Source organism: Vagococcus lutrae (assembly GCF_023299185.1).
Classification (GTDB): Bacteria; Bacillota; Bacilli; order Lactobacillales; family Vagococcaceae; genus Vagococcus_A; species Vagococcus_A lutrae.
Genome location: NZ_CP097017.1, coordinates 212,482 through 235,415, shown reverse-complemented (window position 1 = coordinate 235,415; position 22,934 = coordinate 212,482). Strand labels below are relative to the sequence as shown.

22 protein-coding genes and 1 other annotated feature are annotated in these 22,934 nt (G+C 38.2%); of the genes, 2 read left to right on the top strand and 20 right to left on the bottom strand.

Annotation, left to right across the window (positions count from 1 at the left end):
• Both M2919_RS01160 and rlmN read right to left on the bottom strand, forming a co-directional pair.
• On the bottom strand, nucleotides 1-969 hold the full coding sequence (locus tag M2919_RS01160) for a PhoH family protein (RefSeq protein WP_023605808.1): 969 nt from the start codon (nucleotides 967-969) through the stop codon (nucleotides 1-3).
• A 69-nt stretch (nucleotides 970-1,038) separates the two neighbouring features.
• Nucleotides 1,039-2,112, bottom strand: a complete 1,074-nt coding sequence (gene rlmN, locus M2919_RS01155) for a dual-specificity RNA methyltransferase RlmN (RefSeq protein WP_248848970.1) — start codon at nucleotides 2,110-2,112, stop codon at nucleotides 1,039-1,041.
• Between the two features lie 121 nt (nucleotides 2,113-2,233).
• Here rlmN and M2919_RS01150 point away from each other — a divergent pair, with 121 nt between their 5' ends.
• Entirely contained in the window at nucleotides 2,234-4,327 is a 2,094-nt protein-coding gene (locus M2919_RS01150) for a cation:proton antiporter (protein WP_248848969.1), read from the top strand.
• A gap of 59 nt (nucleotides 4,328-4,386) precedes the next feature.
• On the opposite strand, the gene M2919_RS01145 is transcribed toward M2919_RS01150, so the two are convergent.
• From M2919_RS01145 to M2919_RS01085, 13 genes are all read right to left on the bottom strand, one after another.
• Nucleotides 4,387-5,043 carry a P-II family nitrogen regulator gene (locus tag M2919_RS01145; protein ID WP_023605805.1) on the bottom strand — a complete coding sequence of 219 codons (657 nt, stop codon included), beginning with the start codon at nucleotides 5,041-5,043 and terminating at the stop codon, nucleotides 4,387-4,389.
• A complete protein-coding gene (locus M2919_RS01140; protein ID WP_248848968.1) occupies nucleotides 5,043-6,521 on the bottom strand; it encodes a DUF1538 domain-containing protein in 1,479 nt (492 codons plus the stop codon). Before M2919_RS01140 ends, M2919_RS01145 begins: the two co-directional genes overlap by 1 nt.
• A 167-nt stretch (nucleotides 6,522-6,688) precedes the next feature.
• A complete protein-coding gene (locus M2919_RS01135) occupies nucleotides 6,689-9,001 on the bottom strand; it encodes a DNA translocase FtsK (RefSeq protein ID WP_248848967.1) in 2,313 nt (770 codons plus the stop codon).
• Between the two features lie 85 nt (nucleotides 9,002-9,086).
• The gene (locus M2919_RS01130) at nucleotides 9,087-11,177 is read right to left on the bottom strand and encodes a DNA topoisomerase 3 (protein ID WP_248848966.1); all 2,091 of its coding nucleotides are present in this window, start codon (nucleotides 11,175-11,177) and stop codon (nucleotides 9,087-9,089) included.
• Nucleotides 11,107-11,484 carry a DUF1033 family protein gene (locus M2919_RS01125; RefSeq protein WP_248848965.1) on the bottom strand — a complete coding sequence of 126 codons (378 nt, stop codon included), beginning with the start codon at nucleotides 11,482-11,484 and terminating at the stop codon, nucleotides 11,107-11,109. Before M2919_RS01125 ends, M2919_RS01130 begins: the two co-directional genes overlap by 71 nt.
• A 160-nt stretch (nucleotides 11,485-11,644) precedes the next feature.
• On the bottom strand, nucleotides 11,645-12,466 hold the full coding sequence (locus tag M2919_RS01120) for a MetQ/NlpA family ABC transporter substrate-binding protein (protein WP_202584715.1): 822 nt from the start codon (nucleotides 12,464-12,466) through the stop codon (nucleotides 11,645-11,647).
• 15 nt (nucleotides 12,467-12,481) lie between these two features.
• Nucleotides 12,482-13,174: a methionine ABC transporter permease gene (locus tag M2919_RS01115; RefSeq protein WP_023605800.1), complete on the bottom strand. Its 693-nt coding sequence runs from the start codon at nucleotides 13,172-13,174 to the stop codon at nucleotides 12,482-12,484.
• A complete protein-coding gene (locus M2919_RS01110) occupies nucleotides 13,161-14,198 on the bottom strand; it encodes a methionine ABC transporter ATP-binding protein (RefSeq protein WP_248848964.1) in 1,038 nt (345 codons plus the stop codon). The genes M2919_RS01115 and M2919_RS01110 overlap by 14 nt, the downstream gene beginning before the upstream one ends.
• A gap of 57 nt (nucleotides 14,199-14,255) precedes the next feature.
• Nucleotides 14,256-14,506 (bottom strand) — a binding site (T-box leader).
• A gap of 50 nt (nucleotides 14,507-14,556) precedes the next feature.
• Nucleotides 14,557-14,886: a glycine cleavage system H family protein gene (locus M2919_RS01105; RefSeq protein WP_023605798.1), complete on the bottom strand. Its 330-nt coding sequence runs from the start codon at nucleotides 14,884-14,886 to the stop codon at nucleotides 14,557-14,559.
• Nucleotides 14,887-14,898: 12 nt separating this feature from the next.
• Nucleotides 14,899-15,249: an arsenate reductase family protein gene (locus tag M2919_RS01100; protein WP_248848963.1), complete on the bottom strand. Its 351-nt coding sequence runs from the start codon at nucleotides 15,247-15,249 to the stop codon at nucleotides 14,899-14,901.
• Nucleotides 15,250-15,268: 19 nt separating this feature from the next.
• Entirely contained in the window at nucleotides 15,269-16,450 is a 1,182-nt protein-coding gene (locus M2919_RS01095; protein WP_248848962.1) for an FtsW/RodA/SpoVE family cell cycle protein, read from the bottom strand.
• 100 nt (nucleotides 16,451-16,550) lie between these two features.
• A complete protein-coding gene (locus tag M2919_RS01090) occupies nucleotides 16,551-17,147 on the bottom strand; it encodes a hypothetical protein (protein WP_248848961.1) in 597 nt (198 codons plus the stop codon).
• 2 nt (nucleotides 17,148-17,149) lie between these two features.
• On the bottom strand, nucleotides 17,150-17,575 hold the full coding sequence (locus M2919_RS01085; RefSeq protein ID WP_248848960.1) for a hypothetical protein: 426 nt from the start codon (nucleotides 17,573-17,575) through the stop codon (nucleotides 17,150-17,152).
• A 151-nt stretch (nucleotides 17,576-17,726) separates the two neighbouring features.
• Between M2919_RS01085 and M2919_RS01080 the strand changes: the two genes are divergently transcribed.
• Nucleotides 17,727-17,957: a hypothetical protein gene (locus tag M2919_RS01080; protein ID WP_126761598.1), complete on the top strand. Its 231-nt coding sequence runs from the start codon at nucleotides 17,727-17,729 to the stop codon at nucleotides 17,955-17,957.
• A gap of 27 nt (nucleotides 17,958-17,984) precedes the next feature.
• On the opposite strand, the gene upp is transcribed toward M2919_RS01080, so the two are convergent.
• From upp to prfA, 5 genes are all read right to left on the bottom strand, one after another.
• Nucleotides 17,985-18,614 carry a uracil phosphoribosyltransferase gene (gene upp, locus M2919_RS01075; protein WP_126761596.1) on the bottom strand — a complete coding sequence of 210 codons (630 nt, stop codon included), beginning with the start codon at nucleotides 18,612-18,614 and terminating at the stop codon, nucleotides 17,985-17,987.
• 75 nt (nucleotides 18,615-18,689) lie between these two features.
• Nucleotides 18,690-19,928 carry a serine hydroxymethyltransferase gene (gene glyA / locus M2919_RS01070; RefSeq protein WP_248848959.1) on the bottom strand — a complete coding sequence of 413 codons (1,239 nt, stop codon included), beginning with the start codon at nucleotides 19,926-19,928 and terminating at the stop codon, nucleotides 18,690-18,692.
• A 39-nt stretch (nucleotides 19,929-19,967) separates the two neighbouring features.
• Nucleotides 19,968-21,008 carry an L-threonylcarbamoyladenylate synthase gene (locus M2919_RS01065; protein WP_248848958.1) on the bottom strand — a complete coding sequence of 347 codons (1,041 nt, stop codon included), beginning with the start codon at nucleotides 21,006-21,008 and terminating at the stop codon, nucleotides 19,968-19,970.
• On the bottom strand, nucleotides 21,008-21,868 hold the full coding sequence (gene prmC / locus M2919_RS01060; RefSeq protein WP_248848957.1) for a peptide chain release factor N(5)-glutamine methyltransferase: 861 nt from the start codon (nucleotides 21,866-21,868) through the stop codon (nucleotides 21,008-21,010). The genes M2919_RS01065 and prmC overlap by 1 nt, the downstream gene beginning before the upstream one ends.
• Complete coding sequence (prfA, locus tag M2919_RS01055) at nucleotides 21,861-22,934, bottom strand: peptide chain release factor 1 (protein WP_023605788.1); 1,074 nt, start codon at nucleotides 22,932-22,934, stop codon at nucleotides 21,861-21,863. The genes prmC and prfA overlap by 8 nt, the downstream gene beginning before the upstream one ends.

Genomic DNA, 22,934 nt, shown 5'->3' with positions numbered 1-22,934 from the left:
CTACTCCTTATCCTTTTCACCGTAAGCATTAATGATTTCCGATACAACGGGATGACGGACGACATCACTTGAATCAAAATGAACAAATCCTACCCGTTGGATACGGTTGAGTTTTTGTTCAGCATGGACGAGTCCACTCATGACGCCTTTAGGCAAGTCGATTTGTGAAACATCTCCATTTACAATCATTTTAGATTGAAACCCTAGACGCGTTAAAAACATTTTCATCTGGGCGATTGTTGTATTTTGAGCCTCGTCAAGAATCACAAATGCTTCCTCAAGCGTGCGTCCTCTCATATACGCTAACGGGGCAATTTCAATCACACCACGGTCCATTAAACGCGTAGTATGTTCAACGCCGAATACGGCATAAAGAGCGTCGTAAATCGGTCGTAAATACGGATCGACTTTCTCTTTTAAATCTCCCGGTAGAAACCCTAGATTTTCACCTGCTTCTACAGCAGGGCGTGTTAAAACAATTTTTTGGACTTCACCTTTTTTTAAAGCAGATACGGCCATGACAACGGCTAAAAATGTCTTACCCGTTCCAGCTGGGCCAATCCCAAAGGTGACATCTTTCTTTTTAATCGTTTCAACATATTTTTTTTGACCATATGTTTTAACTCGAATGGCTCTGCCGTTTTTATCTTTTAAGATTTCTGTTTCATATAAATCTGTGAAATAAGCAAGTGTCCCTTTATTGGCCATTTTTAATGCCGTCACGACATCTGCTGTATTTACAGGTATGCCACGTAATGTGAGTAGCTGTAATTTTTTTAAAACATCATGAATAATTTGAGCATCTTCAGGAGCTCCTGTTATCTGAATTGTTTCGCCTCGAGCATTAATCGTTACGTGTCGGTTTTCTTCTAAAAGCGTAACATGTTTATCTTGCGGCCCTAATAACTGGCTCGCCTCTTCTTGACTTGTCACACTTATTTCTAAAGTTACAGGTGTATTTTCTGTCAACAGTTGTCGCTCCTTTTTCTTCCTATATCTCTTAAATAATACCACACTTCTAGCGACTTAAAAAGAATCTTACTGTTTTACTTGTGACTCTTGCTTTTTCAATTGCTTACTTCTTAACTGACCGCACGCTGCATCAATGTCTGTTCCCTGTTCTTTACGGATGACACAGTTAATGCCACGTTTTTTTAAGACATCATAAAAAGCAAGAACCGCTTCTTTTGAACTTCGTTGGTACTGGTCGTGTTCACTCACTGGATTATAAGGAATTAAATTGACATACGCTAGTTTACGCTTATCTGCTAACAAATCTGCTAACTGTTTAGCATGTTCTGGTTGGTCATTGACATTAGCCAGCATGATATATTCAAACGTAATACGACGATTTGTTTTCGCTAAGTATTCATCAACTGCAGGCATTAATTTTTCAAGCGGATGACTGCGATTGATTCGCATAATAGATGTACGCAACTCATTGTTAGGCGCGTGTAAGGATATCGCTAGATTGACTTGCAATGGTTCATCGGCAAATTCTTTAATCTTATGTGTCAAACCACTTGTCGAAACCGTCATATGACGCGCACCGATTGCTAGCCCTTTGGCATCGTTGACAATAGTTAAAAACGTCATGACATTATCATAGTTGTCGAAAGGCTCGCCAATTCCCATTACCACAACGTGACTAATGCGTTCTCCTTTGTTTTGAGAATCAAGGAAACGTTGAACAGTCACAAGCTGAGCGACAATTTCCCCTGCATTTAAATCGCGTTTTTTCTTCAACAAGCCACTCGCGCAAAAACTACATCCGATATTACAACCAATTTGTGTCGTCACACAAATAGACAGACCATAATGGTGACGCATTAACACCGTCTCCACCATATGTTTGTCTTGTAATTCAAATAAAAATTTTGTCGTACCGTCTGCAGATTGTTGCTCGACGACCGTTTGTAACGGTGTCATTATAAAGCCCGCTGATAATTTTTCAATCAAATCATGAGAGAGATTGCTCATCTCTTCAAAGCTCGTGACACGTTTAACATATAACCAATCCCAAATTTGTGTAGCTCTAAATTTCTTTTCTCCGTTGGTAAGTAGCCATTCTGTCAAAGCATCATACGTTAAATCAAAAATTGATGGTTTCATTAAAAAACTCCTCTTTTGTGTTTATTTGTTCACTATATTACAAAAATTACAGAATTGCAATTTCAAAAAAAGATTTCACAAGCTACGTTTTTTGTTATAATAAAAAAAAGGAGTGAAAACTATGACCATACTTGTTTCTAGTATTATGATTATTGGATTGGTTGTTATTTCCAATATATTAAGTCATTATATTTTATTTTTACCTACTGCCTTAATCGAAATTATCATAGGACTAAGCATTGCCCTTATTTTTGATGTTAAAATCACCTTACAGTCGGACTGGTTCATGTTATTATTTGTTGCACCATTACTTTTCAATGATGCTAAGCACTACCCGAAAGATAAATTATGGGAACTACGCGCGCCAATCTTTGGATATGCTATCGTGCTTGTTTTTTTTACAACCGTTCTTGGCGGTTGGTTTGTTCACTGGCTGATTCCCTCAGTCCCCTTACCTCTTGCCATGGCACTAATAGCTGTTCTATCTCCCACAGACCCGGTTGCTGTTCAAGGCATTGCCGAGCAAGTCAAACTCCCGCCAAAGTTAATGAACTTAATCAGCGGTGAAAGTTTGATTAATGATGCTAGTGGATTGATTGCATTTAAGTACGCGTTAGCTGCTTTTATGACAGGCTATTTTTCACTCACTAAAGCGATTGGCAACTTTTTTTACATCTCACTCGTCGGTGCTCTTATTGGTATTCTATTAATGATCTTCATCCATTTCCTCAAACTTTTTCTGGCTCATCAAGGAATTCAAGATGTTGTCTTACATGCAATTATTCAATTACTGACTCCTTTTGTTATTTATATTACAGCAGAACATTTTCATGCGTCGGGTGTCATTGCCGTTGTGGCTGCCGGAATTATTGCGATTAATCAAACTACCGTCTTTAAAAGTCACTACTCTGAAACACGATTGGTCACGGAGAGAATGTGGGAAATACTTGTCTACATTTTAAATGGTGTTGTGTTTGTGATTCTCGGTGTGGAGCTTCCTGACGCAATGAGTGAAACTATTGCGAATCCTAATATTAATAACACCCTACTCATTATTTGGATTTTAGCAATCTGGTTTGTTCTTTTATCCGTGCGTGTCCTTTGGTCATACACCTATATGTGGTGGAATTTTTTTGATAAAAACCATCCGAAAGTGACACGTCCACTTTTTAAAGAAGCTCTTTTAACAGGAATTACCGGTGTGCGCGGAGCGGTCACAATGGCAACTATCATGTCAATGCCGTTCATCATGGACAATGGTCGCTTTTTTAAAGAACGCGCACTAATGATTGCTCTTGCTTGTGGTGTAGTTGTCATAAGTCTTCTTGTGGCTACGTTTACCCTTCCGATTATGACAAAGCGTAAAGGAAAGTTACTTTTAGTAGGAGATGAAGGTTATCGTGAAAATATCTTAGTAGACGCTTATCAAGACGCCGGCATGTTAACTGAATTAGAAGCACGAAAATTAATGACTCAAAATGCCATTAAATCGTTAAAAAATATTGAAACAGCTGAAAATGAACGTGTAACGAGTGACTTAATTCATGAGTTAAATCGACGTTTACAACATCTTCATAAAGAAAGTCACAGTAACGATACCCATCATTTATATGCCGACACCGAAAGGTTAATCCAACAAATTGCGATTAATGGTGAAAAAGAAGCCATCCATCGTCTAATCGAATCGGAAAAAGTCTCGCTGGCCACTGGAAAGGACTACTTATCATTTTTAAATTCTAAGGAATCTATTCTCTATTCAAATTGGCGTTACTTTTTTCACCGTATTTCCTATAATACTTTACAAAAACTAGAAAAAACATTCATGAAGCAACGTTGGCAAAGTCATCACGAAACATCGTGGTTAAACTTTGAATACGAAGCAACTAAGGGAGCGATACAAGCTTTAAAAACATATCAAATCCAACTAAATGCTGAAAAGGAACCTGATTTATTAAGAAAGCAAATCGCTCAGCAAAAACAGCATGAGTATTATTACAAATTACAACGGATTAAATTTTCACAGATGAAACCTTCTGAAGATTACGATGAACAATTGCTAGAGCTTTATAATATGACTGTTTATAGTGAACGAAAAACAATTCATGACTTGTATACCTCTGGTAAAATCACACTCGACACAGCTAATCGACTGCGTCAGTCTTTATTGTATTATGAAGGAACACTGCTGCAACGTGAGCTAGCTGAAAAAAATTAAAAACAGGAACGAACTGTAACACATGACAGTTCGTTCCTGTTTTTTATATTTGTCACTAATTAATCTTCCCGATAAATACCGATAGCGTCCATGATTGGCTGCACAAACAACACGCCAGAACCCGGTTTTTCTAAATCTAATGCTCGGTCAATTAACTGAATGACCTCTGCCGTATCGCTTTTCTTTGTAATTAACAATACGACGTCTTTTTCTGGCTCTATCGACATGGCGAATACTTTCGAACGCTCATGAATACCTGAACCACGCCCATGAATTACTGTGGCACCTTCGACACCTGCATCATTTGCTAAATCGATGACGTCATCTGCTTGACCACGTTCAACAATGACAGTGATTAATTCAAACATACTTTGTTCTCCTTTTGCCATAATGTCTCGATCACCCTTTTTTTCTTCATAATGAAGTCCAACATATTGTCCAATTCCCATTGTAAAACAAATACCTTGTCCTTTTTTATCTAATTTTAAGCATTTCCTCAAATCTTCAATTGTTTCTCTCACACATTCTTCTTTACCAATGGTTAAAACAAGCTCTTTTTTTACATCGGTCAAGGCTAATAATTTTAATAGCTTATCATTGACAGCTCCTTTTCCATAGAAAATAGTGCCCCCAGTTATGCCATGTTTTCTTGCGATTTTTAACACTTTACTGCCTTTTCCTACATCAACAATCGTTGTTAATAATAAACTTGCCATTATAGCCCCTCCTTACGTGATTTCATTTTAAAGACTATCCCTAATAATTGCAAGGCAATCAATGGCGTCATAGCAACCATTGCAATAATACCAAATCCGTCTACTAGAACATCTGCATTTGGCATTGCTTCAGCTACTCCCATTGCAAAAGATAAAATAAATGTGGCTGTCATCGGTCCTGACGCCACTCCTCCTGAGTCAAACGCAATCCCAACAAATAATTCTGGGACTAAAAAGGTTATCATTAATGATATCATGTAGCCCGGTAATAAGAAATGCCAAAGTTCCAAATGATCACTCATTATTCGAATCACAGATAACGACACTGACAAGCCTACTCCAATCGACAAAGCCAGTAAGACTAATGGACGGCGCACATAACCGTTCGTAACTTCTTCTATTTGATGCGTTAACACGTGTACAGCTGGCTCAGCTAAAATCGTCACAACACCAAATATAAAACCAATCAAGACGGTAAAAGTTGAGCTGTGTTGAGTGGCAATCGTTTGGCCAATAATTTTTCCTACGTCCATAAAACCAGCATTGACACCCGTTAGGAATAATACTAATCCAACAAACGTATAAATCAGACCGACGATAATGCGGCGAATAATTTCAGCATGGGCTTTTAAATAAAGGATTTGATATAAAAAGAAGAAAAACACAATAGGAAGTAAGGCTAGCACGATTTCTTTACTTACCGTAAGTAAAATACTGAAGTAAACACGGAAAATATGTGTCGACTGAATACTCGTATCGCCTAGCGAACCGGATAAATCTCCGGGTTGTGTCACGATGCTATAAAGCAAGACTGAAAAAATCACTCCTGCCGATGCTAATCCAAGCAAACCAAAACTATCTTCTTCAGCTGATTCACTATCTCTTTTCAAACTCGCAACACCTACTGCTAGCGCTAAGATAAACGGAACAGTCATCGCGCCAGTAGTGGAACCAGAAGCATCAAACGCAATCGCGTGAAACTCAAAAGAAGAAAAAATAGCAGCTACTAAAATGAGAAGATACGTAATAATAAACGTCATCCTTAGTTTAATATTCTTGATAATGCGTACCAGTCCAACCATAACCATAAACGCTAAGCCAATCGAGACAACAACTACCAGATTCATTTTATCAATAACGCCACTCGTCACTTCCATTACTTGTCCAGCTAATATATGTAAATCGGGTTCTGCCACTGATATGGAAAAACCTAGGATTAATGACGCTATGACAACAATCGATAACTTATTTGATCTAGCAAGGCCTTTCCCCATATAAATCCCTATCGGTGTAATCCCAATATCGACACCAAGCAAGAAAATTGTTAGACCTAGTATCAGACTCACAGAACCTAAGATAAAACGACCAAATACCGGTCCTTCTAACGGCACTATAGTAAAGTGAAGGATAACAACCAATAAGCTAATTGGCAGTACCGACATCACCACATCTTTAAATTTAGACTTTAATACACTCAAAGCATTCCCTCTTTCGTCTTATAGATTTTTGTTCCTCTCTATTGAAATTCACAAGCTACTTAATAGTATAACATACCTTAATCAAAACCTTTATTAACTTACCTATAAAAAACACAGTAGATAGACAGTAAACGAAATATCGTCTTCCATCTCTACTGTGTTTAATTTTATTCTGTTTCTTCTATTTCGATACTGCTAATCAAAACTTTACGAGGCTTACTACCTTCAGAAGGGCCTACAATACCGTTAGCTTCTAGTTCATCAATGAGTCGTGCTGCACGGTTATAACCAACTCTGAATCGACGTTGTATCATTGAAATACTTGCGGATTCCATCTCAGTCACCATCTCGACGACCTCTTGATAAAGTTCATCTTGAGACTCAGCTGGATTAGTCGTTGTCACCTCATCAGACGGCATCATATTTTCTTGATAATCTGCACCTTGCTGTTCTGTAACAAAAGAGACAATTTTCTCCACTTCTGAATCTGAAATAAAAGCTCCTTGAACCCGGGTAGGTTTGTTTTGACCCATTGGTAAGAATAACATGTCACCACGTCCGAGAAGTTTTTCAGCACCATTACTATCAATAATTGTTCGTGAATCCGTTCCACTTGATACAGCAAACGCGATACGTGAGGGAACATTGGCTTTGATAATCCCAGTGATAACATCCACACTTGGACGTTGTGTCGCTAAAATCATATGAATCCCAGCTGCACGCGCCATTTGAGCTAGCCGAATAATCGCATCCTCAACTTCATTACTCGCCACCATCATTAAGTCTGCTAACTCATCTACAATAACGACAATATATGGCAAAACAGGGCGGTTTTCACCATCTTCCAAATTATGTTGACGGACCATATCATTATAGCCCCCCATATTTCGCACACCACTCGCCGCAAAAAGTTCGTAACGACGCTCCATTTCTTCTACAACTTTTTGTAACGCTTGAGCAGCTTTTCTTGGATTTGTAACGACGGGGGTTAGTAAGTGAGGAATCCCGTTGTAGACATTTAACTCCACCATTTTTGGATCAATCATCATTAGTTTGACTTCATGCGGTTTCGCTCTCATCAGTAAACTTGTGATTATCCCATTGATACAAACCGATTTCCCGCTCCCAGTCGAACCCGCAATTAATAAGTGTGGCATCTTTCCTAGATTCGCTGAAATCACTTGCCCAGAAATATCTCGTCCTAACGGTACTTCTAATAGATGATTATCTTCAGCTGATTGCGACTCAATAATATCTCGAAAAGAAACCGTACTAACCGTATTGTTTGGTACTTCAATACCAATCAAAGATTTTCCAGGAATCGGCGCTTCCATACGAATATCTTTTGCCGCAAGAGCCAATGCCAAATCATCAGTTAAGCCAACAATGCGACTGACTTTGACCCCTACTGCGGGTTGTATTTCATATTTCGTTACCGCCGGTCCTAAACTCGCACGAACGACTTTAGCGTCCACGCCAAAACTTTGAAACGTTTGTTGTAAAATCTCAACATTTTTCTCAATCGAATCATACTCTGCACTTTGGTCGGTTAAAGGAATATCATTGAGCAATGCTGACGGTGGCAAATGATAGTCGAGATTTTCAGTTTCACCAGCTAGTTCAAATTCGACTAGCTCATTTTCTACTTCTTCTTCCTGTGCAATCTCTAGTTGTTTTTCTTCTTCTTGATAACGCTCTTGATAGCTATCTATCTCTAAAACGGTTTGTTCAGGCTCAACAGCAGATTCCGTCTCAGCTTCATCAACAAAGGTTTCTGAAAATTTTTCCTGAACTTTATTTAACATCGAAGGTGATTTTGTTTTTTTATCACGTTCAGTCGGAGCATCTGTTGTTTTTTGTTGACGCTTTGTTTTGAGTTTTTGGATAGACGTCTGACCTTTTTCCTTTATCTTACTTAAAGCGGCTAAGATTTGACTGGACTGAATATCAAATAACAAAATAGCCCCTGCTATCCATCCAATCACGCTTAAAATATACGTTCCTACTTGAGCCACTAAAAAATGTGTGACCGTATACAACGTAGCGCCAATCAGACCTGCTCCTACTGTTTGTTCTATCGTGTTAGCGCGAATATCTGTCAGCAATTTTTGAAACGTTAAACTAATAATATGCGTTTCTTCAGATATATGCCCTCTAAACCACCAAGCATGAATAAATAATAGCGAACTTAAATAAATAACCAGTATGCCATAAAAAATCTTGGGTCGTTTCAGTGAGACTTCTTTGCCCATTATCATAATGATAAAACCATAGAACATTAAGAAAATGCCCATAACTGGAAAGGTATTTCCTACTAAGAAACGTAGAACATTAGCGATTAGTATACCTAGAAATCCTAATTTAAAAATAGCTAATAAGCCGATAATAATAAAAACAAAGCCGATACCTAGATACATCAAACGTTCATCTTGCGCTTGCTGTTTTTTGGTACGCTTTTTTCTCGTTTTTTTCTTTGCCATTTTCATCCTCCTTGACGTTTCTTATTATACACTATTTTGAAGAAACACGTGACATCAAAAAAAACAGAACCACAATCGGCTCTGTCTATTTTTCTTTTTCCATTGCTTGTCGCAAAGCGATAGCTAACGGACTTTCTTCTGCTTCTGCTTCTGCTTCTTGATTATACTTCTTCATTAGCTTACGTTCTTCATGTTTTGTCATTTTCTTTCGACGTTCTTTTTTGCCTGTCATTTTTTCAGTAATCGCACAGTGCTTACATTTGAAAAAGGCACCGTTTTTACCTTCTAAAATTTCCATTTTTTTATGACACTGAGGACAGCGTTTATTCGACACTTTAGGGTCTTTACGTCGCGAATAATCACATTCTACATTTGAACAAACATAAATCATCCCATTACGTGTACGTTTTTCTCGCAATGGTTCTTGGCACTCTGGACATTTTTTAGTCGTCAGTGCAAAATCAGTATATTTTTTCTCACTTTGCTTAATCTCTTTTACCAGTTGCGTCGTTTCTTTTTCAATGTCTCGGATAAATTCCGTACGTTTCAACGTTCCAGCGGCAATTTTTTCAAGTGCTTGCTCCCAATGACTTGTCAGTTCGGGTGTAACAAGTGACGGATTCACTAATTCTAGTAATTGTTTACCTTTAGGCGTCACTTGTAAACGTGAGCGTTCGCGTAGCATTAATTCCGATTGAATTAATCGTTCAATTATTTCTGCTCGCGTGGCTGGTGTTCCTAAATTATGTTTCTCCATATGACTCAGTAACATAGATTCCGTTAAAGGTGATGGAGGTGTCGTCACTTTAGCTTCCGTCGTAATATCAAAAGGAATTGTCGCCCCTTTTTTCCATGAAGCTGTCAAATGCCCTTCTTTCTCATCTCGTCGCCAACCTAACTCTTCATAAAAACTCTCTTCAAATTTTCCTGAATACGTTCCTAATTGATAACTATAACGTTGCGTTTTTTTGACACTTGGCGGGAAAAACAAGCCTAAAAACCGCTCAACAATCAGTAAATAAATGCGTTGTTCGTCATTATCTAATTTTTCTGCACGTGCTAATTGCTCAGTCGGTATTAATCCGTGATGATCGGTTACTTTACGGTCTTGGAAAACCGCTCTATTTTTAACCGTCGCTCCTTGTTTTAAAGCTTCTTTTCCTTTCGCTGGAAGATAATGCGTAACCGCTTGTAAGCGGTCTTTCATCGTCGCTTCAATATCTTGCGTTAAGTGTTTAGAATCCGTTCTTGGATAGCTGACAATTTTATGACGCTCATACAATCCTTGCAAGATATTTAGTGTTTTCTTCGCTGAATAACCAAAGCGTTGGTTTGCTACTTGTTGCAATTCAGTTAAGTCGTACGGGAGCGGAGACCATTCTTTACGACGCTTCTCTTCGACATTTGTGATAGTTAAACTTTCATTTTTAACAGCATTTTCTACTTTCTCTGCCTCTTCTTGCGAACGAAACGACAAAACGTTATCTTTTAAAGTCAAGCGAGAGCTTAATCCACCTGACACGACTTTCAACTCAAAATAATTAACTGGACGAAAGGTTTCTATTTTTCTTTCTTGTTTTCTCACCATCGCAAGCGTCGGCGTTTGCACGCGACCCGCTGACAAGCTGTCTTCATATTTGACCGTTAAAGCACGACTGACATTTAGACCTACCAACCAGTCCGCTTGAGAACGAGCTAAAGCTGATTCATATAACGCGTCAAATTCTTGTGAAGGGCGTAGTTTTCTAAAGCCGTCTTTTATGGCCTTATCTGTTTGAGAAGAAATCCACAAACGCTTAACCGGACCCTGATACCGCGCATATTCTAAAATCCAACGCGCCACTAATTCACCCTCACGTCCAGCGTCAGTTGCAATGACAACTTCCTTAATATCCGAGCGTTTCAATAATTTTGAAATACTTTGCAGCTGTCCACGTGTTTTTGGTAGTGGTTTTATCCCAGATTTTTTTGGAATCATCGGCAACGTTTCCATGCTCCAAGTCTTCCACTCTGGATGATAATCTTCGGGCATTTTTAATGTTAATAAATGACCTAACGCCCACGTGATAATCACATTTGGCCCTTCTAAATACGTTTTAGTTGTTTTATTCGTTCCCAGTACCTTGCCTAAATCGCGGGCAACACTTGGTTTTTCCGCTATAATAAGTTGTTTCATTAATTTCTATCCCATCCATCGTTATTTTTTTTCCATTCTTTAATAGTAGCAAGCCTTTATACTGTTGTAAATCCTCATCGCAATCTTCACAAAATAAAAGGTCGCCTTCCTTCCAAAAAGCGGCTAAAAAATAATCTTTTTCTTTTTTCATTGGATATTCACGTTCGTGTTTTTGATAGAGAGCGTGATAGTGCGTGTGCGCTGTTAAAAAATCAGAGAACTCGCTACAATCCACTATATCTTGTTCCCAATCCTCAAAAAACCACCATGGCTCACTATCTCCATACATTTCGATTACTTGATACATTCCCTATCACCTTCGTTTTTTATAGTATTACAAGTGTAGGCTTTTTTCTAAATAAGTTCAACTCTTCTACTTGTGATAAAACGCCCATTATCCTTAATGCCGTTATCAAAAAATCATTCAAGTAAGAACTTGAATGATTTTTGATAATTAAATGATGATTTTATTTTGAAACAGGTTTAATTTTTCCGTTCCATTTGTCTTCAATCCATTTTTGTGTTTCAGGATCTTGCAACGCTTTTAACAACGCATTGACTCTTGGATCATTTTCATCTTCTTTACGGACGGCTAAGATATTAGCATAAGGTGAATTATCTTGCTCAACAAGCACCGCATCTTTTTCAGGAGTTAAACCCACACCTTCAGCAAAGTTTGCATTAATTGCAATCAAATCAGCTTCATCATTTTGATACGCAGCCGCTAACAATTCTGGATTGACATTATTTTTGAATACCAGATTTTTTGGATTTTCTTCAATATCTTCAAATGTTGCTGTTAGCAAATCTGTTCCTTCTTTAACTTTGACTAAGCCTGCTTCTTGTAAAATAGTAATAATACGTCCCCAATCTGATTCTGAGTTACTCGCAATAATAGTCGCACCGTCTTTTAGTTCTTTTACATCTTTAATACGTTGCGAATAAAGTCCCATTAATTCAATATGAATAGGGGCTTTATTGACAAAGTCATAGCCATTTTCTTTCACTGTCAAATTAAAGAATGGAATATGTTGAAAATAGTTCGCATCAATCTCTTTTTCAGCTAAACTTTTATTCGGCAAGACATAATCTTCAAAAGTCACAATTTCTAAGTCGATACCTTCCTCAGCTAATTTGGGTTTCACATGCTCTAAAATTTCAGCATGTGGCGTTGGTGACGCACCTACTTTTAATACAGAATCCGAAGAAGTCTCTTCTTTTTTACCACATGCAGCAAGACTTAATACAACCCCTAATACCACGACAAAACTCCACCATTTTTTCTTCATTTTCATCCCTCTTTCTTATGAACGTTTATCTACTTTCTTAACTAACCAATCACCTAAATATTGAATCATAAAAACTAAGACTAAGATTAAAATGGTTGCGAACATCGTTACCGTCATATTTTGTCGCGAGTAACCTTGATAGTATGCAAGTCCACCTAATCCACCAGCACCAATAGCACCCGCCATAGCGGTAAAGCCAATCATCGTAATCGTTGTCACAGTTATTCCTGAAATCAAAGCGGGCTTACTTTCCGGAATTAAAACTTTGGTAATAATTTGAACTGTCGAAGCCCCCATAGATTCTGCCGCTTCTAAAACACCCTGATCAACTTCCCTTAAGGCTATTTCAACCATTCTTCCATAAAACGGTGCAGCTGAAATTACCAATGCGGGAATCGCAGCTTGCGTTCCTAAAAATGTCCCTAATAAAGCTTTTGTAAAAGGAATAATCAGAATCATCAAAATAATAAATGGAATTGAGCGGCACACGCTACTCACAATCGACACAACTTGATACATGATTTTATGTCCTAACGTATCTTTACGATTTAAATAAAAAAGGAGTAAACCAATAGTAAACCCAATTAAAATAACCAAAATCATCGAGATGACTGTCATATAAAGTGTTTCTTTCGTTGCTTGTAAAAAATCAATCTCTTTAACTTTTTCAAAGTTGAAGTACGTTTCCATAAAACTACTCGTTTTCATCGTTGGCCACCTCCACTTTTACGCCTTGTTCGTTTAAAAATTCTAGCGCACTTACAACCGCTTCGTCTGGACCTACCATCTCTACAATCAAGGTCCCAACTGAGCCTTCATGGACTGCTTGTATTTGACCTTGAATGACATTAAGTATCACATCATGGTGTTTAATCACTTGTGAGATTAATGGCTGTTGGGATTTATCACCAGTAAACGTCAGTTGCACCAACTTCCCATCTTTGAAAGATTGTGCCAATTCTTGTAAGTTTTCCTTGTCTAATGAAATGCCTGGTAATGTTTCTTTTTGAACAAAACGCTTCGTTACAGCATCTTTGGGTTGAGAAAAAACATCTAAGACGGAGCCGGATTCTACAATCTGCCCTGCTTCCATTACAGCGACATGATGACAAATCTTACGAATTACATGCATTTCATGAGTAATCATGACAATCGTAATACCCAACTCTTCATTTACTTGTTTTAATAGCTCTAATACTTCGTCCGTCGTTTGAGGGTCTAGTGCGCTAGTTGCCTCATCACAAAGTAGAATCTCTGGGTCATTAGCTAACGCTCGAGCTATCCCTACACGTTGTTTTTGCCCACCAGAGAGTTCACTTGGATAGGCATTTTCCTTACCTGTTAGACCAACAAGTTCAATGAGCTTTTTTGCCTTCGCTTCACGTTCTTCTTTATTTTTATGACTTAATTCTAATGGCAGCTGAATATTCTCCAAGACTGTTCGTGACCATAATAAATTAAAATGTTGGAAAATCATGCCGACTTTCTTTCTAAATGCTTTTAAATCATTTTTACCTAGTTCATTAATGACTTGATTATTAATAATGACTTCACCTGTCGTCGGTAATTCCAACCCATTTAGCAAGCGAATTAACGTACTCTTACCTGCACCCGAATAGCCTATCAAACCATATATATCACCTTGTTTTACTTGAAAATCGATATTTTTTAACGCATGAACCGTTCCTTTTTTTGTTTTAAACTCTTTATTAACTGTTCGTAACTGTATCATGTTGAACCCCCTCCTTCTCAGCTTTGAGTGCATAAAAAAAGTCCTTGTGTCAAACGACACAAGGACGAAACGTATAGTTCGTGTTACCACCTTTGTTTATCATAATCTTACAATTATGACCTCTATCGGTACGCATTAAAAAAATGTTATACCGAGACACGATAACGGGTGTCACCGTCATAGACTTGCGAAGTGCTCATCTATCATGCTCCAAGACCATCTTCCATCTGTATCTCACGATCTGCTTTCACCTAACCAGACTCTCTAAACGTGCCGTTCAAATGTACTCTTCTTTTCAAAGCATTGTTTGCTATTTAAAGTAATTGCATTATAGCAAGCGGTTTTTAGCTTGTCAAGTTTATAATGCTTCAAAGTCTTTCTTGTCAACACCATTTAAAACCATAAGCCAAGCAAAATCTTCATTTTTAGCATTGGCGACAGTTGGGTCGTCTAATGCCTCTTCATTAATTGCTGCCACAGTCCCAGCAAGTGGTGTTAATAATTCTGTTACGGTCTTATCCGATTCAACGTCTGCAAATGACTCGTTGACTTCAAGCTCTTCTCCAACGCGCGGTAAACTTAAGAAACTAATCGTCCCTAAATCATCTTGCCCGCGATTGGTTAAGCCAATACGATAACCTTCATCTTCTTGTTTAATCCAAAAATATTTTCCAACTAATTTTTTCATTTTATTCGACTCCTATTTTAATTGCTCATATTCAGATTCTTTAAATCCAAGTATGACTTTTCCATTATGAATGATTAATGGTCGCTTGATTAGCATACCATTTTGACTCAAGCGTTCTGCGGCTTCTTCAACAGACATGCCATCGATTTTATCTTTTAAGCCTTCTTTGCGGTACACTTGACCACTCGTATTAAAATAACGACGTAGTGGTAAATCGTTGTTGTTAATCCACTCTACAAATTGCTCTTTTGTAGGAGGTTTCTCAACCATATCTATGATATCATACTCAATTCCTTCTTGGTCTAACCAAGCTTTTGCTTTTAAACATGTTGAACAACGTTTGTACCAGTAATAAGTAATCATCTAAAATCTCCTTTATTTGTTATCGTTGTAATTTTATATAATCATCTTGTTGAAACCTCATCGAAAGCATTAGGCCTATCCCTATCATATTACCTAAGAGTGAAGACCCTCCCTGACTTATGAAAGGCAACGGAATCCCTGTCAATGGTAATAAACCAATATTAGCCCCAATATTTTCAAACACATGAAACAAAATCATCATAATAATTCCTGTCGCGATATACGCATAAAATTCATTGTTTGTATCAAAACATACACGAATCATTTGATAAATTAAAATAAAATACGTAAAAATAACAAAAACACTTCCGATGAATCCGAAATTCTCCGCAATGACCGTGAAAATCATGTCAGATTCACGAACGGGAACATACACTTCCGAAACATTGAATCCTTTACCGAAAAGGCCCCCAGATCCTATTGCAATCAAGGCCTGTGCTTGTTGCATAGATTTTCCTGCTGTATCATGAAAAGGATCTAACCATGAGTCTATCCGGGCAAACTGATACTGTTTGACCCCAACCACATCGTATAAAAACTGACGCCCATTTTCAGACAACATTAAGTAGATAATCCCTGATCCAAGTGCTATAAAAACAATGACTGTGGGTACGATAATACGCCACGAAATACCTGACATTAAAAACACGCCACCTAAAATAGCGACGAAGACAAGCATCGTTCCTAAGTCTTGTTGTAATTTCAATAGGATGGCAACAGGTACTGTTACTAAAAATAATTTACCAATCAAAATACCGTCATTTTTTAAAGTATGACTATTTTCACTGTTATGCTTGGTTACGATATAAGCTAGCATTAATATGTAAGCTATTTTCATTAACTCTGAAGGTTGAAAGGAAAGAGGCCCTAAATTAAACCAGTTTTTTGACCCCGTGCTATTGTATAGGTTTTTATCGTAAAACTTTAATAGTATCGTCATGATAAACAGACCAAAACCATAAAAATAAGGCGTCGCTTTCCATAACATTTTGGAACTAAATTGCATGACAACGATTATCGCAACAGCTCCTAATAAAAGCCAAAGCATTTGTTTTAACATTAGTGTCAAAACATTAGGATTTAGCGGGTCATTGACTAATGATACATACAATGATAACAAACCAACCAATGATAAAATAAAAACAGGAAGTATAATACCATAGTCAATTCGACTATCAAAAGTTTTTAATTTATTATTCATCTCATCGCTCATTTCTTCTAAATATCTCTTATTATCATACGTCAATCTACTATAAGTTGCTAGCATTTTATCGTGAGCTTAAAGAAAACTAATAAAACAACTAGGAATTAACTGACCAGTAAAATAAATAACTAAAATCAGAGTGATACCATAAATTTTTAGGTTTAAAAGTATTTAAACTAGCTTCGTACTTAACCGACCACGCTTTATTTTGCTCTTGTATCTCTTTCGTCAACGGGTTTAAAAGCCAGTCATATCTGTCTTTATCTGAACAAATGACCACTTCCTCGAGGTCTTCGCCCTCTAATAAAGCCATTACTTGTTGTTTAATATCAGCGTACGTTGGCTCACGCCACTGGTTTAAAGGCAAAACGAGCCATTGTTCTGTCGCTTTAGATTCTGCCACTAATAGTTTTTGCCAATCTTCCGCCTGTTTGTTACCTTCAATCACCAAAAGTTTAACCTGTTCAATAGGCGTATTCTCTCTCTCTTTGTGTTTAAAATAGATAAAATCATCAGTTTGTATTCGAGTCAACACAAGGTGTTTATTCACTTCAATTTTTTCTTCTTTAAGAACTGAATCTTCTCCATATTGAAACTGTTCTAATCGAATATACGGTGTAAAAAAATATAGCATGAGAGAAAAAGTGACTAGTGACGTCGTAACAATTAGGCTATTTTGCCAAATTTCTTTCATAATTATTTATCCTCTTCTTCTACCTTTTTTAATAAAAAACCAAAATCATGGTCAGCATGCCACAATACCACTTGCGAATCATTTTCCCATTCAAGGTCGTAGTGTAACGAGCCTTCTTGTTTTATTTGCTCTTGAAGTGCTTTCTTTGAATCTGCAAAATACAGGCGATCCGCTTTCACTTGGTAGTACGCTTTGGTGCCCGATGTTTCATGTTCACTCGTTCTAAACATTTTTCCGTTCTCATCAAAAGTCATCAAGCCATCTGATTTTTCTTCTGCCACTCCTTCATTTATTAAAGATAGCTCCCACTTTCCTATCAGTGCTTGATTATCTTTATTTTTAGCTTCTGCTTGTCTTGATGCTTGACAGCCTGTTAAAAAGAAGAGAGTGCCTATTAATAGTATCATCGTTAGTTTTAACTTTTTCATGTCTTCACCTCCATGCTATTTTACTATATTCTAAAATCTACGTCTAATCGACTCTCTTCATAAAACGTCCTAATTCGATTTTTATTAATAAATGTGCTATACTATTATTATATATGTCGTCCTATATGTTTTTAAGAAAGGTTGAGAGGCTATGTTTAGACCGACAAAAAAAGCAGTTAGTGAAGAAGGAGTAGCTTTTACTCCAGAGACACCCGTTACCTTTGTTCATGATGGTGAAGTCGAATCAGGTACGGTATTTAAACAACTCACCAACTCCGCAATCATCGAAATTGATGAAACCGAAGATAATGATGATTTAATGTTTCAAAGTGAAGGAAAATTAGTAGTAAGTTATGACGACTTACACATAAAAAAAGATTAGTCCCACAAAGACTAATCTTTTTTGTTGTTATTTTGTCCCGAATAATCGGTCACCAGCATCTCCTAGACCTGGGAAAATGTAGCCATTTTCGTCTAGTTTTTCGTCAAGTCCTGCAGTGATAATATCAACATCTGGATGAGCTTCTTGTAGTGCTTTTACCCCTTCAGGAGCGGCCACAAGACAAACGAATTTAATGTTTGTTCCCCCGCGTTTTTTAAGCGCATCAACTGCTAAGATAGCAGAACCACCAGTAGCAAGCATTGGATCCACAACTAGTAATTGACGTGTGCTAATATCTGAAGGTAACTTAACAAAATATTCAACTGGCTCTAGAGAATCATGATCACGATACATCCCAATATGACCAACTTTTGCTGCTGGAATTAATTCGAGCATGCCGTCAACCATTCCAATTCCTGCTCTTAAGATAGGAATAATTGCTACCTTTTTACCTGTTAACACGTGCTGTGTTGTTTTACCCATCGGTGTTTCAATCTCAACCGGCTCTAAAGGCATATCACGTGATACTTCATACGCCATTAACATAGCAATTTCATTAACAACTTCTCGAAATACTTTTGTCCCACAATTTTTATCGCGAATGATTGTTAATTTGTGTTGGATCAATGGATGATCCATGACTTGAAATTTTCCCATAATGATTCTCCTTTTCGTTTTTATCCTTATCTATTGTAAAGCATTCTACTTAAAATAACTACCCTAATTCCCGATTTATTTATAAAGTGGGAATTTTTCAGAAATAGCGCGCACTTCTTTTTCAATATTAGATAAAACACCTTCATCTTTAGGGTGCATTAGTGCTTGGTCGATTAATTCCGCCACACGTCTCGCATTCGCTTCTTTAAAGCCACGGGTCGTAATAGCAGGCGTCCCTATGCGAATACCACTCGTTTGGAAAGGACTTAATACTTCAAACGGAATAGTATTTTTGTTGACAGTCATATGAACACTGTCTAGGATAGCTTCCGCTTCTTTTCCTGTCAGTTTGTATTCAGAAACATCAATTAGGAGTAAGTGATTATCAACATCGCCACTAATCAATCGTGCTTTTTCTGAGCGATTAAAGACTTGAGCCATCGCTTTTGCATTAGCAATCACTTGTTTTTGATAATCAACAAACGTATCATCTAGTGCTTCATGGAAAGCAACAGCTTTTGCGGCAATCACATGTTCAAGTGGGCCACCTTGTAAACCAGGGAAAATAGCACTATTTATTTTTTTAGAAAGTGCCTCATCATTTGTTAAGATTAAGCCTCCACGAGGGCCACGCAAAGTTTTATGCGTTGTCGTTGTAACAACATCTGCATAAGGGACTGGATTTTGATGTAACCCAGCTGCAACTAGTCCCGCAATATGTGCCATGTCGACCATCAGTTTAGCTCCGACTTCATCTGCAATGGTACGGAATTTCGCAAAATCAATTTCACGACCATACGCACTTGCTCCAGCTATAATAAGGGCAGGTTTTACTTCACGTGCTTTAATGCGAACGACTTCATAGTCAATCACTTCAGTAACAGGGTCAACCCCATAAGGCACAAACTGATACGTCTTTCCACTAAAGTTCACTGGCGAACCGTGCGTTAAATGTCCCCCATGCGTTAAATCCATTCCTAAAACGGTATCCCCTGGTTGAATTAACGCCATATAAGCTGCGGCATTTGCTTGAGAGCCTGAATGGGGCTGAACATTGGCAAATTTTGCACCGAATAATTCTTTAGCACGATCGATAGCCAATTGCTCGATAACATCCACATATTCGCATCCGCCATAGTAACGTTTATTCGGATAGCCTTCAGCGTATTTGTTTGTTAAAATACTTCCCTGTGCAGCCATTACCGCCTCCGAAACAAAGTTTTCAGATGCAATTAATTCAATATTACGTTGTTGACGTTTTTTTTCATTTGCAATGGCTTGCCATAACATCGGATCTTTTTCTTTAAAACTCATATTATCGCCCTCTTTCTTGACTTTCTTTAGCTAATTGTATCACATTTTTTCATTTTCCTGTGGCCATTCATTAAAATATTGATAACTTGCTGCCTTTTTCAACCGATTCATATAGGCGACACCCTCATGTTCTTCTGGCATCATCTCAGCTAATATCACATCTAACTTTGGCTCTATTTCATCCAAGTCACGTAACCCAGCATACAGATGACTTAAAGCGGTGGAAACAGAATCTCTATTTCCCAGTGAGAACCAAACAATCTTGTTTTTATCAAGCGATTCGTATATCGAAGCCGTCGCCAAAAGCCCTACATTTAAAGGAGTTGTTTGTAACCATTCTTTAACGCTTGGCCAATCTTCTGAAGCTACCATGACGACTTGAGTATCAGGGGCGTAGTGTTTATACTTCATTCCCGGAGCTTTGGGAGCTGCTTCTTGATTTTTTAAATGCGTATCTTCTACAACTTCAGGTACCAATGGTTTTAACATTTCTAAAGTAATCGCACCTGGACGAAGTATCGTTGGAACGTCACTGCTCAAATCTAAAACAGTTGATTCAACTCCTACTCGTGTGGCGCCATCGTCGACGACACCTGCAATTTTTCCTTGTAAGTCATGTAAAACATGCTCGGCTGTCGTAGGACTTGGCTTACCTGATGTATTCGCACTAGGCCCAACAAGTGGTCGACCTGTTGCTTCTATCAATGCTAAGGTTACCTCGTTATCAGGCATACGAAAAGCCACTGTTTCCATACCGCCCGTCACTTCTTTTCCTAAAGCGTTCGGTTTTAATTTAAAAATAAGTGTGAGTGGCCCCGGCCAAAACTCTTGCATCAAAAGTGATGCTACTGGCGGCACACTCTCGGTATAATGTAACACCTCTTCAGGACTTGCTATATGTACAATCAAAGGATTATCACTTGGACGTCCTTTAGCCGTGTAAACAGACTTCACAGCTGAAGAATTTGTCGCATCCGCCCCTAACCCATAAACCGTTTCAGTTGGGAACGCGACAAGTTTTCCCGCTCTAAGAGCCTCCGCTGCCACGACTAGTTGACTTTTATCCCATTTTACTGACATTACTCTGCCTTCTTTCTATTCCAACTCATTTCAATCATGCGGTCTTGACCCGCCATATCAGGATAGCCTTTCACTTCACTATCCGGCCACTTTTTTTTCACATCTGCGATGAGCTGTGTTTGTTGTAGATAGCCGTGTTCTAAAAAAAGCGCACCTTTTTCTCCCATAACACGAGGCAATTCATTAAACAACTGATGATATATCGCGTAGCCCTCATTTTCAGCAAACAACGCGGTAGTCGGCTCATGTTTCCGAACACTTTCATCCATCACAGACCACTCACTATTTGCAATATAGGGTGGGTTAGAAATGACAATATCCGCTTTTCCTTGAAAAGATTGTAACAAATCACTTTCAATAAACACCACATCTAACTGTAACTTTTCAGCATTTTGTTTTGCCACATTCAACGCAGTTTTACTAATGTCCAATCCGATTACATGCCAATGGGGGCGGTGACGTTTTAACGCCAAAGCTATCGCTCCCGTTCCTGTTCCAACATCCACTACGGTCAGTTCTTCCTTCGTATTTGGAAAGCGTTCTAAACAAAGCGCGACTAATTCTTCTGTTTCTGGACGAGGAATCAGCGTATCTTCCGTCACGATTAACCGTTCTCCATAAAAATCACATTCCCCAATAATATATTGAGCAGGATAGTCCTGCTCAACACGTTTTAAATCGTGCTCAAGCTGACAAATAGCTTGTTTAGGCATGGGTTGACGTAAATGTATAAGTAAATCAGTTTGTGTCCATTGTTGACGTTCTCGTATTAAATAGGCTGCAATATGTGTGTCTTTCCCACACTTTTCTAAAAAAGAAGAAGCCCAATTTAGGACTTCTCCATACGTACGATTAACCATTTTGCATATTCTCCAGTTTTTGCGTTTGATCATAAATAATCAACGCATCTACAATATCATCCAATTCTCCTGAAAGAATTCGATCTAATTGCTGAATTGTGAGACCTATGCGATGATCGGTCACACGATTTTGTGGGAAATTATACGTTCTAATACGTTCAGAACGGTCACCCGTCCCGATCGCTGATTTACGATTGGCATCGTATTCACTTTGTGCCTCTTGTTGAATTTTATCATAGACACGTGCACGTAACACTTGCATCGCTTTTTCTCTATTTTGTAACTGTGAACGTTGGTCTTGCATAGCAACCACTATTCCCGTTGGCTCATGAGTCAAACGAACGGCCGATGCCGTCTTGTTAACGTGCTGACCTCCTGCACCACTTGCATGATAGATGTCGACACGAATATCTTTATCATCTAAATCAATCTCAACGTCTTCAGCCTCTGGCAATACGACTACCGTAGCAGTCGATGTATGTACGCGCCCTTGAGATTCTGTTGAAGGGACACGTTGCACACGATGAGCACCGTTTTCATATTTTAATTTAGAGTAAACATTCTCTCCTGAAATCATGACGATAACTTCTTTATAGCCACCAATCCCCGTAATATTTGCTTCCATTACCTCAAAGCGCCAACCTTGGCTCTGTGCATAGCTTTGATACATCTCAAAAAGGTCGCCAGCAAACAACGCAGCTTCATCGCCACCCGCAGCTCCTCGAATTTCCATAATGATATTTTTATCATCATTCGGGTCTTTCGGTAACAATAATATTTTCATTTTTTCTTCTAGTTCTTCTTTTTCATCTTTTAATTCATGAAGCTCTTCTTTAGCCATTTCCGCCATATCGTCTTCAAGGTTTTCTGATAACAACTCTTCAGCGTCTGCAATTCCTTGTACGACTTCTTTATAACGACGATAAACAGCAACTGTTTCACGCGTATTCGCTTCTTCTTTTGATAACTCCATAAAACGTTTGTTGTCGGTTACGACTGTTGGGTCACTTAGTAACTCCCCTAACTCTTCGTAACGGTCTTCTACTGCTTGTAACTGATCAAACAT